This is a genomic window from Lacipirellula parvula (assembly GCF_009177095.1).
GTDB classification, from domain to species: Bacteria; Planctomycetota; Planctomycetia; order Pirellulales; family Lacipirellulaceae; genus Lacipirellula; species Lacipirellula parvula.
Window position 1 is genome coordinate 5,190,853 of sequence record NZ_AP021861.1, and the last position, 15,550, is coordinate 5,206,402.

General features: G+C 63.0%; 11 protein-coding genes. 7 read left to right on the top strand and 4 right to left on the bottom strand.

The window, feature by feature from the left end:
- Positions 1-546 precede the first annotated feature (546 nt).
- From purD to PLANPX_RS20370, 5 genes are all read left to right on the top strand, one after another.
- Entirely contained in the window at positions 547-1,821 is a 1,275-nt protein-coding gene (purD, locus tag PLANPX_RS20350; RefSeq protein WP_152100501.1) for a phosphoribosylamine--glycine ligase, read from the top strand.
- Positions 1,822-2,036: 215 nt separating this feature from the next.
- On the top strand, positions 2,037-2,510 hold the full coding sequence (locus PLANPX_RS20355; RefSeq protein WP_152100502.1) for a hypothetical protein: 474 nt from the start codon (positions 2,037-2,039) through the stop codon (positions 2,508-2,510).
- Positions 2,511-2,641: 131 nt separating this feature from the next.
- Entirely contained in the window at positions 2,642-2,863 is a 222-nt protein-coding gene (locus tag PLANPX_RS20360; protein ID WP_152100503.1) for a hypothetical protein, read from the top strand.
- A gap of 142 nt (positions 2,864-3,005) precedes the next feature.
- The gene (locus PLANPX_RS20365; RefSeq protein ID WP_152100504.1) at positions 3,006-6,467 is read left to right on the top strand and encodes an FtsX-like permease family protein; all 3,462 of its coding nucleotides are present in this window, start codon (positions 3,006-3,008) and stop codon (positions 6,465-6,467) included.
- Between the two features lie 237 nt (positions 6,468-6,704).
- Entirely contained in the window at positions 6,705-7,820 is a 1,116-nt protein-coding gene (locus PLANPX_RS20370) for a hypothetical protein (RefSeq protein WP_152100505.1), read from the top strand.
- A gap of 19 nt (positions 7,821-7,839) precedes the next feature.
- Here the strand turns inward: PLANPX_RS20370 and PLANPX_RS20375 are convergent, their stop codons facing one another.
- The 3 genes from PLANPX_RS20375 to queC form a co-directional block, all read right to left on the bottom strand.
- Complete coding sequence (locus tag PLANPX_RS20375) at positions 7,840-8,697, bottom strand: hypothetical protein (protein WP_152100506.1); 858 nt, start codon at positions 8,695-8,697, stop codon at positions 7,840-7,842.
- 274 nt (positions 8,698-8,971) lie between these two features.
- Positions 8,972-9,658, bottom strand: a complete 687-nt coding sequence (locus PLANPX_RS20380; RefSeq protein ID WP_152100507.1) for a 7-carboxy-7-deazaguanine synthase QueE — start codon at positions 9,656-9,658, stop codon at positions 8,972-8,974.
- A 73-nt stretch (positions 9,659-9,731) separates the two neighbouring features.
- Complete coding sequence (gene queC, locus PLANPX_RS20385; protein ID WP_152100508.1) at positions 9,732-10,424, bottom strand: 7-cyano-7-deazaguanine synthase QueC; 693 nt, start codon at positions 10,422-10,424, stop codon at positions 9,732-9,734.
- 221 nt (positions 10,425-10,645) lie between these two features.
- On the opposite strand from queC, the gene queF reads away from it, so the two are divergent.
- Both queF and PLANPX_RS20395 read left to right on the top strand, forming a co-directional pair.
- The gene (gene queF / locus PLANPX_RS20390) at positions 10,646-11,002 is read left to right on the top strand and encodes a preQ(1) synthase (protein ID WP_152100509.1); all 357 of its coding nucleotides are present in this window, start codon (positions 10,646-10,648) and stop codon (positions 11,000-11,002) included.
- Positions 11,003-11,213: 211 nt separating this feature from the next.
- Complete coding sequence (locus tag PLANPX_RS20395; protein ID WP_152100510.1) at positions 11,214-12,224, top strand: sugar phosphate isomerase/epimerase family protein; 1,011 nt, start codon at positions 11,214-11,216, stop codon at positions 12,222-12,224.
- On the opposite strand, the gene PLANPX_RS20400 is transcribed toward PLANPX_RS20395, so the two are convergent.
- Positions 12,221-15,007, bottom strand: a complete 2,787-nt coding sequence (locus PLANPX_RS20400; RefSeq protein WP_152100511.1) for an FHA domain-containing protein — start codon at positions 15,005-15,007, stop codon at positions 12,221-12,223. The two genes, PLANPX_RS20395 and PLANPX_RS20400, sit on opposite strands and share 4 nt — an antisense overlap.
- Between the last annotated feature and the right edge of the window lie 543 nt (positions 15,008-15,550).

Sequence of the window (15,550 nt, forward strand, 5' to 3'; positions counted from 1 at the left end):
ATGTAACCGGGACCTAAGGTAACCCCTGCGCTCGACTTATGTCAACTCCCTTGAGGCGGTGCGCATCCAAATCGAAGAGCGCTGCATCATGCGAGTCGGTCCGGATTCTACCAACGCCGCCGCGCGATGCCATGGGCGCGCAACAACTTTATCGAGAACTTTCTGCGCGGAACGACTCAAAACAGCGCTGCCGCGACCGATTGCGCCAACGGCGCCCATCAAACTGCGAGCAACCGCCTCATACAGCGCCTATCTCGACTCCCTCGCCCCGCCTAGAATCGTCTGTTCGAAATTTGCTGAACGCAGATAACTAAAGACAAACCGCGAGGAGCACCAAGCAGGCGCGAGGGAATTTCTCCACGGCCGATAAACCCTGAGCAGCGTTAATTAATTGAAAGGTACGAATTCCTTTCTTTGGTTAGCGTCGCACCAGCGTCCATCGGCAGTGCATGCTTCCTGCCTTCCCTTGGCGTCCTTGGCGTCCTTGGCGGTTTAAAATGAATTGAGTGACTCGCCTGAACCGCAGGCGGCGCAGGAGTTGGTTCGATGAAAGTGTTGGTCGTTGGCGGCGGCGGGCGTGAACATGCCCTCGCCTGGAAAATCAAGCAAAGCCCGCGCGTGAAGCGCGTCTTCGTGGCTCCCGGCAACGCCGGCACCGCCATGGACGCCGAGAACGTCGCCATCAGCGATACCGACGTCCCGGCGCTGGTGAAGTTCGCCAAGGACAACCAAATCGATCTCGCGGTGATCGGCCCTGAATCGTCGCTCGCCGTCGGCATCGTCGATGCGCTCGGCGACGCAGGCATCAAAGCGTTCGGCCCCAGCAAGCAAGCGGCGGAGCTCGAAGCGAGCAAGGTCTTCTGCAAGAACCTGCTCCGCCACGCCGACGTCCCCACGGCCGACTTCCGCACCTTCCGCGACGCCGCCAGCGCCACTGCCTACCTCGTCGAGCGCGAAGACCAGCCGATGGTCATCAAGGCCGACGGGCTCGCCGCCGGCAAAGGCGTCATCGTCTGCGATACTAAGGCCGAGGCGCTCGAAGCGGTGCAGCGAATCGCCGGCGATCGCGAGTTCGGCGCCGCAGGCAGCCAACTCGTCGTGGAGGAACGGCTCGTCGGTCAAGAGGCGAGCGTTCTGGCCGTCACCGACGGCCGCAACATCATCACGCTTCCCGCCGCGCAAGATCACAAGGCGGCGTACGACGGCGACCAAGGGCCCAACACCGGCGGCATGGGCGCCTACTCCCCTGCCCCGCTCGTCACTCCGGCGATGCTGCAGCAGATCGAGGAACGGATCCTCGTTCCGACGATTCACCAGATGAAGCGCTCGCGGCGGCCATTCCGCGGCATTTTGTACGCGGGAATCATGGTCACGAAGCATGGCCTCAAGGTGCTCGAATACAACGTCCGCTTCGGCGATCCCGAGTGCCAGCCGATTCTGATGCGGCTGAAGAGCGACTTGGTCGACGTGCTCGAAGCGACCGTCGACGGCAAACTCGACGAGATCGCACCACTGGTGTGGGACGATCGCCCTTCGGTTTGCGTCGTCATGGCGAGCGAAGGCTACCCTGGCAAGTACCAGACAGGCCGGCCAATCCGCGGGCTCCAAGACGCCGCGAAGGTTCCCGACGTAAAGGTCTTCCACGCCGGCACGGCGATGAAGGGCGATCAGATCGTCACCACTGGCGGCCGCGTACTCGGCGTCACCGGCTTGGGCGACACGATCGCCCAAGCGAAGTTGGCGGCCTACACCGCGGTGAAGTGCATCCGTTGGGAAGGGGCCTGGGGGCGGAAGGATATTTCCGACAAAGCCAACGCTTAGAAGCCACCGGCTCCGCCGGTGGACGAACAACCGTACATCGTAGCCGCCCATGAGATCGTAGCCGCCTGCAAGATACGTCCACCGGCAGAGCCGGTGGCTTTTAAATGCTGCCGCCATAAGATTCCCTTGCCTTGCCGAGCGAACCTTTCCTAAGCTAGATCCGTACAGCCAATACAGGAGCAGTCTCCACCCGCCGTTTTGTTGCGTCTCGTCCCATGCGTCGTTCCGCCCTCCACCGCCTGATGCTTCGCTGCGTTGCCCTGCTGGCCATTGTGGTCATGGGCGGCGTCCAGCCGATGCTTTCGGCCTGCACCTGCGGATTCAGCGTTCCGCAGTCGTTTGCCGAGGAAGCGGTTGAGCTCGAAACCAGTTGCTGCAGCAGTTGCTGTTCGACTGAGTCGAAGGACGATGCTGCCGCCGCTACGTGCTGTAGCCTCGGTGAAACAGGCGCCAACTGTGACGATTGCGATTGCTGCGTCTCCGCCGACAATTCGCCGCTGCCAGCGTCGTCGACGACGACGGTTCAAGCCGACGACAGCCAGCAACCGCTCGCAGATCTAGCCTCCAGCGCGATTGTCGCCCATGCCGGCCTGAACGGCTCGGCTTGGCACAATGCATTTGATCTCGCTTCGTCGGGCGGCGTGCCCGGCGTCAGGCTCCACGCCTTACTCTCCGTGTGGCGGAATTAACGGCACCACGGCCCCTCAACGCTTCGCGTCGTGAGCGGTCGCGCCATTTTTGATTCCGTTCGTTTGTACGTTTCAAGTTTTCGTATCAAACGCGAGGCTGCGCGCCTCGCATCACATTGGAGATATTTATCATGTCGAAGTTCATGTTCGCCGCCGTCGCCGCCCTTGCCACCAGTGCTCTCGGCCTGACCGCCGGAGTCAACGCCGCCGAGGAAGCGAAGACCGCGGCGTGCTGCTGCGGCGATAACTGCAAGTGCGAAGAATGCGGTTGCGCCGACGGCAAGTGCACCGATTGCCAATGCGACGCTTGCGGTTGCGAAGATTGCAACTGCGGCGACAGCTGCGGCAAGTAAGCGACCCGCCTGCGGGCAAGTCGCTTGTTGTTGAGTTTGTAACGACGCCCCTCGACGGCCCAATCCGTCGAGGGGCGTTTTCGTTGCCGGCGACTGGTATACTGCGGCGATTCAGTCCCCGCCCCCACCGAGACCTGCCCGCGTGAATTCCTGGACCTACATCCGCGCGAGCTTACGGCAATACCGCCGCGTCCACCTCGCCGTCGCTGCCGGCGTCGCGGTGACGACGGCCGTCATCACCGGCGCGCTTTTGGTCGGCGATTCGATGCGCGGCAGCCTCCGCGACCTGGCCCTCGGCAGCCTGGGGCGGATTGACTCGGTCCTCATCGCCGAGCACCCGTTCCGCGAAGAAGGCCTGCTGGCCGATAACGCCGATGTTAAAGCCGCTCCGCTGTTGCTGACGCAAGGCTCGGCGCTCTTCCGCGACAAAAAGGGCCAGTCGCACCGTGCCGCTCAGCTGCAAATCCTCGGCGTGACGCCCGAGTTCTGGCAGCTCGCCGAGCCGCCGATGCAGCCGCCCGTCGAGCGCGGCAACCAGATTGCGCTTACCGCCACCGTCGCGCAGGAACTCGGCGTCGCCGTCGGCGATGCGGTGCTGCTGCGGATTCCAATCATGAAGAGCATTCCCGCCGACAGCACGCTCGGCGAGAAAGAAGAAACGGCCGCCACCCGCCGGCTCACCGTGTCGGCGATTCTCGACGCCGACGATCAGGCGTCGCTTGCGCGGTTCTCAATGCGCCCGAACCAAACGGCGCCGCGCAACGCCTTCGTGCCGCTGGCGACGATACAGAGCTTGCTTGATCTGCCCGATCAAGCGAACGGCCTAGCCATCACCGGCGACCTCCCGTTCGAGAACCTCCACCCAACGCTCGCCGACTTCGGAGTCACCGTAAAAGAGGTCGCCATCGCCGGCGAGCCCCGTTACCTACAAATCGCCGCCGACCGATTAGTGCTGCCGCCAGAATTGGTCGCGATCGCCAAACAACTTGACGGCGAGCGCGGCCTGCAGCCGGTCGTCACCTACCTCGCCAATCGCATGTCGGCCGGCGACCGCCGCGTCCCTTACTCGACGATTGCCGGCGTCGATTCCACCGCCGCACTCGGCCCCGTCATGGACGAACAAGGCCAACCAATCGAACTCGCCGATAACGAAGTCGCGATCAACGATTGGACTGCGAACCAACTCGACGTCGCCGTCGGCGACGAGGTGACGTTCACTTGGTACGATCCCGAAACGACGCATGGCGAACTGCGCGAGCACGCTCCGCTGACACTGAAAGTGCGGGCGATCTTGCCGCTGGCCAACGCCGACGGCAAACCAACGGCTGCTGCCGATCCCGACTTTGCTCCGGAACTCCCTGGCGTCACCGATCAGGCGTCGATTAACGACTGGGAGCTGCCGTTCGATCTCGTCGAAACGGTTCGCGACGAGGACGAAAAATACTGGGATGACTACCGCACGACGCCGAAGGCGTTTGTTTCGCACGCATTGGCGGCCAAACTTTGGAGCACACGCTGGGGGACCGATAGCGTGCTGCGTTTGCGACTGGGCGATGGTGCGACGGTTGAGTCGGTCACGTCGGCGCTCGAGCAGAGCCTCAACCCCAGAAAGCTCGGCATGTCACTCGTTGCCGTGCGGCAAAACGCCCTCGCCGCCTCCAGCGGCACGACGCCTTTTGACGGGCTATTCCTCGGCTTCAGCTTCTTCCTGATGGCGTCGGCGGTGATGCTGACCGCCCTTCTCTTCCGCCTCGGCGTCGAGCAACGGGCCCGCGAAGTCGGCCTGCTCGAAGCCCTCGGCACGTCCCTCAAAAAGCTTCGGCGACTGCTGCTCGCCGAGGCGGCGATTGTCGCAGCCGTCGGCGCCCTCGTCGGCGTTGCGCTCGGCGTCGGTTACGCACGGCTGATGGTCCATGGGCTCAACACCTGGTGGGTCGCCGCGACGGCCGAACCATTCTTGCGGTTGCACGTCACGCCGCGCAGCCTCGTCATCGGGTTCGCCGTCGGCGTGCTGGTCGCGCTGGCGACGATCGCCTGGTCGCTGCGGCGATTCGCCAAACTCCCCGCCCGGCAACTCTTGGCCGGCGATGCTGAACCGGCGCTACCGACAAAGGGCGCCAGCCGTTGGGCCGGAACCTGGCTCCCCATCGGCGTCATCGCCGCCGCGCTGGGACTCGCCGCCGCAGCCTCGAAGCTGGAGGGGGAAGCCCAAGGAGGCGCCTTTTTTGGTAGCGGAACGCTCGTGCTGATCGGCATCCTCGCCGGCATCCGCGGCAGGCTGCGGCGGCCGGTGGTCGGTCGGCCAACGTCGCTAAACCTCGGCGGCTTGGCCGCTCGCAACGCCCGGCGGAATCCGAGTCGCACGATGCTCGCCCTCGGGCTCGCCGCCACGGCCAGCTTTCTCATCGTCGCGATGAGCGCATTTCGCTTGGCGCCAACCGAACGGGGCGTCGGCGGTTTTGATCTGCTGGCGACCGCCGATTTGCCGGTGCTGTTCGATCTTGGGAGCGAGTCTGGACGGCGCGAGCTTGGCTTCTCTGCCGACGACGAAGCGAAGCTAAAAGATGCGACGATCATCAGCTTCCGCGTCCGCGACGGGCAGGATGCGAGTTGCCTGAATCTCTACAAACCGACGCAGCCGCGGATCCTGGGCGTTCCCCCAGAGTTAGCTACGACTAGCGATTTCGATTGGGCGGCAGCTCTCAGTCCCCCTCCCTTGCAGGGAGGGGCTAGGGGAGGGATTCCCAACGCATCCACCCCAAACGAGGCCACCCGCTCCAACGAAACACCCCTCACCCAACCTCTCCCCTCGGGGGAGAGGTTGGGTGCGTGGTCTCTTCTCTCCGACACCCTCGGCAACGACGCCGATGGCCAGCCCATTGTCCCAATGGTCCTCGATCGCAACACCGCGTTTTACAGCTTGCAACTCTACGGCCTCGGCGAACGACTGGAAATCCGCGACGACGCCAATCAGCCCGCCGCACTCGAAATTGTCGGCCTGCTCGCTAATAGCGTCCTGCAAGGCGACGTCCTCATCGGCGAAGAAAACTTCGTGAAACTCTTCCCCGAAACCTCCGGCCGGCGGTTTTTCCTCATCCGCCGCGGCGCGAACTCGCCGCCGACCGCAGAACTCGCCGCACTCCTCGAAACGCAGCTCGAAGACTACGGCTTCGACGCCGTCGACGCCCGGCAACGGCTCGCCGAATTGCTCGCCGTGCAAAACACCTATTTATCGACATTCCAAAGCCTCGGCGCCCTCGGCTTGCTACTCGGCGTGGTCGGCCTGTCGGTGGTGCAACTCCGCAGCATTGTTGAACGTCGCGGCGAACTCGCCCTACTGCAGGCGACCGGTTTCCGCCGCCGCCGATTGGCAACGATGGTCCTCACGGAAAATCTGGTGCTGCTAGTCGGCGGCTTGACGATCGGCAGCTTCGCCGCCCTCACCGCGGTGCTGCCCCACGCCCTCGCGGGGCAAGCGGGCACGCCCTGGCTGACGCTGGCGACGCTGCTCGCGATTATCACCGGCGTCGGGACGCTCGCCGGCTGGCTCGCCTCGCGGGCCATGCTGCGGGCGCCGTTGCTGCCGGCGTTGCGCGGGGATTGAAACGAACTCAAAGAAGTCTGTGGGAGGGGTCTCCGACCCCGAAGCAACGTGGCGTGCCGCGCGGGCTGGCGGTGGTGAACGAAATCGGCGTCGGAGACGCCTCCCACAACTGTTTGCCCCATCAAACGCTGTGATTCGACGTCAGGCCATACCGCCTGCCCTAGCGGCGTGACGACCCCGAGTTTACAGTTTTCATTGTTGCGCCCGCCGCATCGCCCCTCACTCGGAGCCCACCTCATGCGCAGCATGCTGCTAGTCGTCGCGTCGTTCCTCCTCACAATTCTGTGCTGGGGCATGTACGGACCGGTGCTGCATATCGGCGTGCACGACATGTCGACCGGCGCCGGTTTGGCGCGGATGCGGCCGTTCGTCTGCGTGGGACTCGCCTACTTCCTCATAGGCGTGCTCGTACCGATGGCGATCCTCGCGATGAAGGGCGAGAAAGGCGCCTGGACCGTGAGCGGCATTGTGATGAGTCTCGTCGCCGGGGCCCTCGGCGCCGGCGGAGCACTGGGGATCATCCTCGCCCTCACCTTTGGCGGCGATCCGGTCTTCGTGATGCCGCTCGTCTTCGGCGGGGCGCCGGTGGTGAACTCGTTCATGACGATCTACCTTGCGGGCAAAATCCGCGAGATCGGCCCCTTCTTTCTGGCCGGACTCGTGATGGTGATCATGGGCGCCGTCGTGGTGATGACCACCGCTCCCACGAAGCCGAAGCCTGCCGCCGCCGTCGCGGATGCACCAGCCGCAGCGGCCGCCGAGACGGCCGCCCCTGCTGCGAAACCGTCGCTCGGCAGTCGCAGCACCAGCTACGCCCTGCTGTTGGCGTCGATCGCCACCGCGATCGTCTGTTGGGGCGCCTACGGCCCGACGCTCCACAAAGGGCAAGCGGCGATGATGCATAGCCGCTTGCGGCCGTTCATTTGCGTTGGCATGGCTTACTTCATCATCGCGGTGATCGTGCCGAACTTGTTTCTCGTGGTTAGCCCCGAGGCCAGCCAATACACTTTTTCTGGCACGATGTGGAGTTTGCTGGCCGGCGCCGCGGGGGCGTTCGGCGCCCTCGGCATCATCATGGCATTCAACTTCGGCGGCAAACCAGTGTTCGTGATGCCGCTCATTTTCGGCGGGGCGCCGGTCGTCTCGACGCTGATCATGACGAAAGTGAACGGCCTGTGGGGCAACATCGGTCCGATGTTCCTCGCCGGCCTGATGCTGGTAATCGCCGGCGCCGCGATGGTGCTCGTCTTCGCCCCGAAGAGCCATCCGCCGGCGCCGCAACCAGTTCCGAAGCCCGAGCCCAAACCGGTTGAAGAAGAAAAGCCAGCCGCTGGCGAGACCGGCATCGCGTGAACCGCGGAGCTTTCAGCCGCTACCGGGTTCTGCGAGCCAACATCAACAGCCCGCTCACCGCAACCAGCGCCAGCCCGCTAGGTTCGGGTACGTTCGTTGCGGCGGGCGGGCTTGAACCGTTGCCAAAGTTGGCTTTCCAAACAGTCAGTTCGCCGACATTCGGATCGCGTTGCCAGGCCAAAAAGTCGGCGCCGTCGACGTAGCGATCGCCGTTGAAGTCCCCCTCGACGGCGGGCAAAAACGTCATCGGCGAGCCGGCGTCGACCCACGCGGTGTACCACGACGCAGCGACGGCTTCAGAAGCTTTCTGCAGCAACTCAAGCGTAAACTCGCCTGTATCAGCCCACATGCCCGCATAATATTCCGTGGTCGGTCGTCCCTTATAGCGATCATCGGCCGCCAAAATATCCGCAACATACGGGTAATGCTCGTCGATGCCGTCGAAGACAAAGTCGAGCGGCGAGGTAAGGTACTCTGCATTCGCCGGCGAGTACGTCACTTGATCGAAGTGGCGTAAGATCATCTCGCCTTCGTAGCGAGCGTGGATGCCGAAATTGCCGGTGTATTGTCCGTCGTAATTCCGCGTCAGATGAAGCGGATTGTGCAAATCCTCAATGTAGTGCGCCTGCGCGGCTGCGGCATTCAGCAGTTCTTCCCAATCATCAATGTCGACGGCGGCGGCCATCGAGTCGGCGAGCGATTCGACTTGACCGGCGAAAGTCCAAGGCGCCGTTCCTTGCGATCGCACATACTGCTCGCCATGCAGGGCGACCAAATCGTCGTAATTGCGAGGGAAGGTTCCGGCTAAGAACGACGGATAGTTGTCGATGTCGATGTAGTGCGAACCGGGCGGCTCAAGGCCAGCCTGGCTGCTCAAGTAGTCGCTATGCTCTTCGAAGAACCCGCGCAGCGGTTGAGGCAGATGGGAGATGGCCCCAGCTGTGATATGAGAATGAACTTGCCCCCACCAAGCGGCCGCTGGTTGCGAGCTGACTACCAAAATCGCAATCGCTGCGATACCACGTCGACACTGCACCATGCTTAAATAGGACGATGCCCAAGCGTGTGCGCGGTTAGCGAGACGAGAGCTTCTTGGCATGCTGGACCTTCTGATCGACTGGGGCGGGCGTCGCAAACAGAAGATGATTGTATCAGGTGCCGCGGACCGGGCCGAACCATTCCAATTGCCGCCGCGGACAGAGCTGCCAGCCCCGCTCGTGGCAGAGTTCCGCCAGCCACAGCGAACGCGACGCCATCTCCTCCATCGTCCGCCCCTGCGGCATCAGCAGCACGCGATCGGCCGTGACGCCCGGCAGTTCGGCGATCATCGCATCGACTTCCGCGACGTCGTCGACGCGGTCGACGACGAACTTCAGCTGGTACTCGTACTCGGCCATCAGCCGCATGAGGACTTCGCGCTGGTAGCGCTGCCGTTCGTGCCGGCGGGCCCAATGGGCGTGGCGTTCGGGGTCGGGTCCGCTGGTCGAAAGCTTCGGCGAGATCGACATCAAATCGCAAGCGACGCCGAGGTAGAGCGTGCCGGCCGTCTCGATCGTGATGTGCCGCCCACGACGCCGCAGCTCGCGGCAGAGCGGAATCATCTCGGCGAACAACATCGGCTCGCCGCCGGTGATGACGACATGCTTAACGTCCCACTCCTCGACCTCGGCAATGATCTCGTCGACCGCGTAGTCCTGCCCCTCCGGCTGCCATGAGGCGTACGGTGTATCGCAAAACCAGCAGCGCAGATTGCAGCCGCTGGCGCGAATAAAGACGCTCGGCATCCCGGTGAGGAGCCCTTCGCCCTGAATCGATTTGTAGAGTTCAGCGATTCTCATTCAACGCAGAGGGGACTCACCACGACGGCACGAAGGACACGACGAAGGCAGCACGAAGGAATGTCGTTAGCAGCTAGGATGCCTGATACTTGATAGGGTCGCTCAGCCCTGCTTCGGCAAAACCTTTAATTCGCAGCTGGCAAGCATCGCAGCGGCCGCAGCTCACGCCCTTGGCATCCGGCGAGTAGCAGGTGTGCGTGAGGGCGTAATCAACTCCCAATTGTAATCCGCGGCGAATGATTTCCGCCTTAGTGAGCTGAATCAAGGGCGTGTGGATGTGAAACTTCAGTGTCCCTTCGACGCCCGCTTTGGTCGCCAGGTTCGCCACCTGCTCGAACGCGGCGACGAACTCGGGCCGGCAATCAGGGTAACCGCTGTAATCGACCGCGTTGACGCCGATGAAAATGTCGGCGGCGCCGATCACTTCGGCGTAACCGAGAGCGAGCGACAGCATCACCGTGTTGCGGGCCGGGACGTAGGTGATCGGAATGCCAGCGGACATTTCGTCGGCCGGGCGATCCTTCGGCACGTCGATGTCCGCAGTCAGCGCGCTTCCGCCGAAGCCGGCCAAATCGATCGCGACGATGCGATGCTCCGCAGCTCCCAGCGCAGCCGCGACGCGGGCCGCCGACTCGAGTTCAAAGCGATGCCGCTGGCCGTAATCGACGCTGAGGGCGTGAATGGCGAACCCTTCGGCGCGGGCGACGGCGGCGGTGGTGGCGGAATCGAGACCGCCTGAAAGCAGGACGACGGCAGATTTGGACATGGCAGGAATTTGTTGAATTTCAGTCAGTTGTCCGTCGTCAGTGGTCAGTTGCTGCTGTCGCTACAGCAGACGTCCCCGTTTTCGCAACTGACCACGGACTACTGACAACTGACGAATTAGATTTAGACGCCCATCGTCAAAAACGAGCCCCAAACCGTACCACTTTCCGCCGCCGTTCCATCATGCCACAATGGCCGTTTCGTCGAAAGGAGCCGCCAGGCATGCCAGATTCCCGCAGTTTGCTAGAAGTTTTTGACAACCAGTACCCGCAGCGCGACTACAAAATCGAGATCGTCGCCCCGGAATTCACGTCGGTTTGCCCAAAAACGGGCCAGCCCGACTACGGGACGATCACGATCATTTACACGCCTGATAAGAAGTGCGTCGAGCTGAAAAGCCTGAAGATGTACCTGCAAAGCTATCGCAATGCGGGCATTTTCTACGAGAACGTCACCAACGCGATGATGGATGATTTCACCGCGGTGCTGCAGCCGCGCTGGATGAAAATCGAAGCGGCGTTCACGCCCCGCGGCGGGATTTCGTCGAAGATCATCGTGCAGCACGCCTCGGCGGTTTAAACATTTCGATTTGAACCGCCAAGGACGCCAAGTGCGCCAAGGAAATACCGGTCAAACAAATCACTTAACCACAACGGCACGACGGATACGACGAAGAGGAGCAAATAATTCCTACGTTGTGCTCGCCGTGTCGTCGTGGTGAAACTTTTTCCCTTGGCGCTCTTGGCGTCCTTGGCGGTTCAGTCCTAATAAACGAAAAAGAGAGAAGACGATGTCTACGAAGCCCCGCGTGATTCTCTCTGGGTTCGCCGACGAGGCCGCCAACAACAAGACGGCGGTCGAGCAGTTCGCGGCCTTCGCAGCGCTCGGCCTGCAGTACTACAGCCTGCGGTTCATCGACGTCGGCAATGGCATCAAAAATGTCATGGAGCTGACCAAGGCGGAGGTCACGAAGCTCCGCCACACCGAGGACGAGTACGGCATGAACGTCGCCTCGATCGGCTCGCCGATCGGGAAGGTGAAGCTGCTCGACCAGGAAGACGGCACGAAGAATCGCTTCGTCCCGTTCAAGAAGTATCTCGACGACGTGAAGAAGGCGTGCGAGCTCGCTCACGCCTTCGAGACGAAGCTGATCCGCGGCTTCTCGTTCTACCATCCCAAGGGCGCTGATCCGTGGGAATTTGTGCCGCAAGCGGCGGAGCAGCTCGCGCAAATCGCTGAAACCTGCCATCGCAGCGACCTCACGTTCGGGCTCGAAGTCGAAGCGAATCTTGTCGGTCAGAACGGCCAACTCGTCGCCGAACTTCACCGCCGCGTGAACCATCCGGCATTGGTAACGATCTTCGACGGCGCCAACATCGTCTGCCAAGGCTACGACACGATGGCGACCTTCGAGCAGTACCAGGTGATGAAGCCGAGCATCGGCTGGATGCACATCAAGGATTATCTCGATCCGCGCGTCGACAAGCCGATCGGCCACGTCGAGGAAGACGCCCTCAGCCATTTCGTGCCATGCGATCAAGGCGACTCGGGGCATGTGCAGATTCTTACTGATTTCGCCCGTGAGATTCCTACCCTTGAGAAAATGCTCACCAAACGCGGCATTCCGGGCGTGATTCTCGATCTCGAGCCGCACCTCAAGGGCGGCGGTCAGTACGGCGGTTTCAGCGGCCCCGACGGGATGGCGATCGCGCTGAAGGCCCTGCAGCGGGTGCTCGACTTCGTCGGCATCGACTACCACCTGCGTGACTTCGACGACATCAAAGCGGCTCGCGGGTTCTAGACGCCGTGCTCGCGTTCGTCTTCGGTGAACGACGCCGGCAGTGCGTCCACGAAGTGATCGCCGTCGGCGCGGCCGCGGACGGCCAGTGCTGCAGCGCCAAAACCAATGATCGCCACGGCGATGCCAGCAAGGAATTGCCAATTCAGAAGCGTCGGCGCGCTCGACATCAGGAAGCCTGACGCCCCGAACGCCGCGATCGCGATCACGACCTTGCCAGCAGCCGATTCCATCTTCCGCTTGTTGCGATGCGTCGCGATGGCGGAACGGGCCGACGAGTTGGCAATCTCTCGCAACGCGGCGAGGTCGGTTGAGATCGGCGCCCGGCGGCCTTGCTTCATCGACTCGATTTCGAACGGCACGCTCGGATCGTACGAGGGAGTTTCTTCAACGACGGGCAACTCCACGGCCGGTTGCAACGGGGCCGGCTCGACCATCGAACTCGCCGAGACGCCCCGCATACGGGCCATCATGTTCGCCATGTACGCTTCGAGCGCTTCGTCCGAATCGTCGGCGTGAGCCGTCCGTTCGGCCGCCTTCGCCGGCGACAGAAACTCGTCGTCAAGCATCGGACGTGCAGCGCCGAGAGGCGATTGCAGCGTCGCCCCGCTCGGCTCGCCTGGTTCGTCGTCGAGCAAATGGCGGTACTTGTCGATGAACGACGAAGTCGCCGTCTCCGACTCGACGGGAACAGTCTTCAGTTCTTGCGGCGGCGCGAATGCGGCGGACTCGTGCGACTCATGCTCGACGGGCGCCGGCGTGGGCGTCGGCTCCGCCACGAGCGGGAACGGCGATAGCGGCGCGAAATCGGTCGGCGTCGGTTCAATCTCGGCGTGAGCGTCGTCAACAGGCTCGGCCTCCAGCGCTACCGGAAGCGGCCAGCCGTGATGCTCTTCTGGCTCAGCGGCGGTTTCTACGTGGTCCGCGACTGGCTCGACGGCGGCGAACGCATGGTCGTCGCTGAACGACGCCGACGCGTCGGCTTCCTGCGGAGTTGGTTCGTCCGCGTGCACAGGCTCAACGAGGGCGAAGTGGTCGGCAGCTTCGGCGACTTCTGGAGCTTCGGCAACAACTTCCGGCGCTTCCGCGACTTCGGCGTGCTGCTCCGCAACGTCGCCTGCTTCCTCCTGCGCCGGCGGCTGGCTCGTGTGCGCCAAGTACATTTCGGCGAGGCGGTGGAGTTCTCCCTCCGAGTCGGCAAGCTTACCGTGCAGGTCCGAACGTTCGGCGTGGAGGCCGGCGACTTCATCGCGAAGATTGCCGATCGTCGCCTCGCACTCGGCGAGTTCGCTCGCAGCGTGCTGAAGCGATTCGCACTGCTGGCGCGTGCCGGCGAAGTCGGCCTCGACTTCCTGCTGGCGAGCAAGTTGGCGATCGAGCTGGGTGCGAACCGCGTCGAGCTCCGTACGGACGGCGCCCAGTTCGCGAGCCAGCAGCGTCGCTTGTTCGATTTGTACGTTGAGGCTTTGTTCAAGTTCGCTGGCGCGATGCGCCTCGGCTAGTTGAGCGTCTGCAGCGGCTTTGTCGGCAGCCTGCACGTCGAGCGCGGCGCTCAATTCGTCGCAACGAGCGGCCTGCTCGGCCAATTCGATCTGCGATTCTTGCAGCTGCGAGCGGAGCGATTCGACTTCGTTGACTAGCGGCGCCAAGCGTTCGGCGGCTTGCCGGTCGCGTTCAATGATTTCGAGGTGCAGCTTCTCGTGATTCGCTGCGTGCGAGTCGTAAGCAGCGCGTGCCAAGTCGAGTTCGACTTCCATCGCCGATAGATCGTCGTTCATCGCGTCGGCGCGGAATCTCGCGTCGCGCGCCGCGGCGATCAGCGTCCGAGCACGTCGCCGAGCGGCGTCGCTCGATTGCCACAGCTGGAGGATCAGTTCGTCGGCGAATTGTTGGCTTGTGGTGCAGTTCAGCTTGCCGGCTGCGTCTGCCTCAGGCTTAGCTTCCTCAGCGACCGTCGCCGCTGCGGAAGCAACCGCAACTAAGTGCGGCAGAGCGGGCGTCACGGCCGCTGGAGACGCTTGCGGCGCCGACGCCGCCGAGCACGCGGGAGCAACCGGAGCAATCAGCGTCGGGGACGAAACAACCGGGACGGTGATCGCCTTCGGTAGCGCGGACGGCTGAACAGCCGCGGGCGCTTCGACGAATGGCTCAACCGCGACGGGTTGGGGAGCGAGCGGTTCAACCGTAGAAATCTTGGCCTCGACCGGTTCCACTGCAGGCAGCGCGACGACGGGCGTCGGGACTGGCAGTAGCTTCACGACGGTCGGCTTCGGTGCTTCCGCCGCAGGAGCGGGTTGCGGTGCGGAAGCCGCGATCACGGACTCCGGCGGCTTCGCCTCAACCGCTTCAGCCTTTGGCGGTTCAACCGCTGGTGGCAACGGAGCAGGTGGAGCGACAGTGACCGGCGACAACGTCTGCGGCGTGTTCGCAACTGCCGCCAGCGGATCGGCGACGGCGAACTCCAACTCACAGCAACCGATGCTAAGTTTGTCGCCCACGCCGACAATCGACTTGGTAAAGTCGCGGCGATTCAGCTGCACGCCCGCGCCCCAACGGGTCGCCTCGGCGCGATGGGCGTCGCGCGTGATAACGCACTGCAGCGGCCGGCATTCGCTCGCCGGCAACACGATCGTGCATTGCGGGCTCGAGCCGATCGTCGTCTTGCCGTCAATCAGCGGCACGGTGCGCGCAGCGTCGGAGTCAGACTGGCGAATGCGCAGCGAATCGGGCTTCCGCAACGGCGTCGTAGCGGTCGTCGAATTCTCAGGCTTCGTCAGGAGCGACATCAGAGTGCAGCAGTCATGGGGACGTTTGATTTATCACGCGCTCATGCACGCCAATAAGCGGAGTGCGAGCGCAAGCCCGGCGGGTCCGCTCAGCGCGGGGCGCCGACGAGTCAGAAAAGATTAGTTCAGGAATTAAGGGTTCGATTGGCGGTTGGGGAGTGAAATCGCCAACAGCCGGCGAGATTCCGCTGGCGCCAGGGTCCGTATAACCGAGCCGACAGTTAAAACCGCGAAATTCGCTCACGTCCGCTGCGGATCGCAGCCGATGAAACGAGGCGAAGAAGCCCGAACCACGGCGTCCGGAATGCCCTCATAAGGCGTACATCTTGACGCTGCGCGGAATGTCCAGCTCGGTGGTTCGGGCGACCGCAATCGCTGGCGGCTAGGTAGAGCCGTACGAATTTAGCCGGAAAATAAGCAAAGTTTCCCCAGAATTGGGGGTTGCATCGGAGGAACTCGATTCTCAACAGGAGCTGCGACCCTTTTGCGTCGAGGTGCGTACTATAGTTACGGTGCTGGCGGGGCCTCCCCCCATTCGGGCGG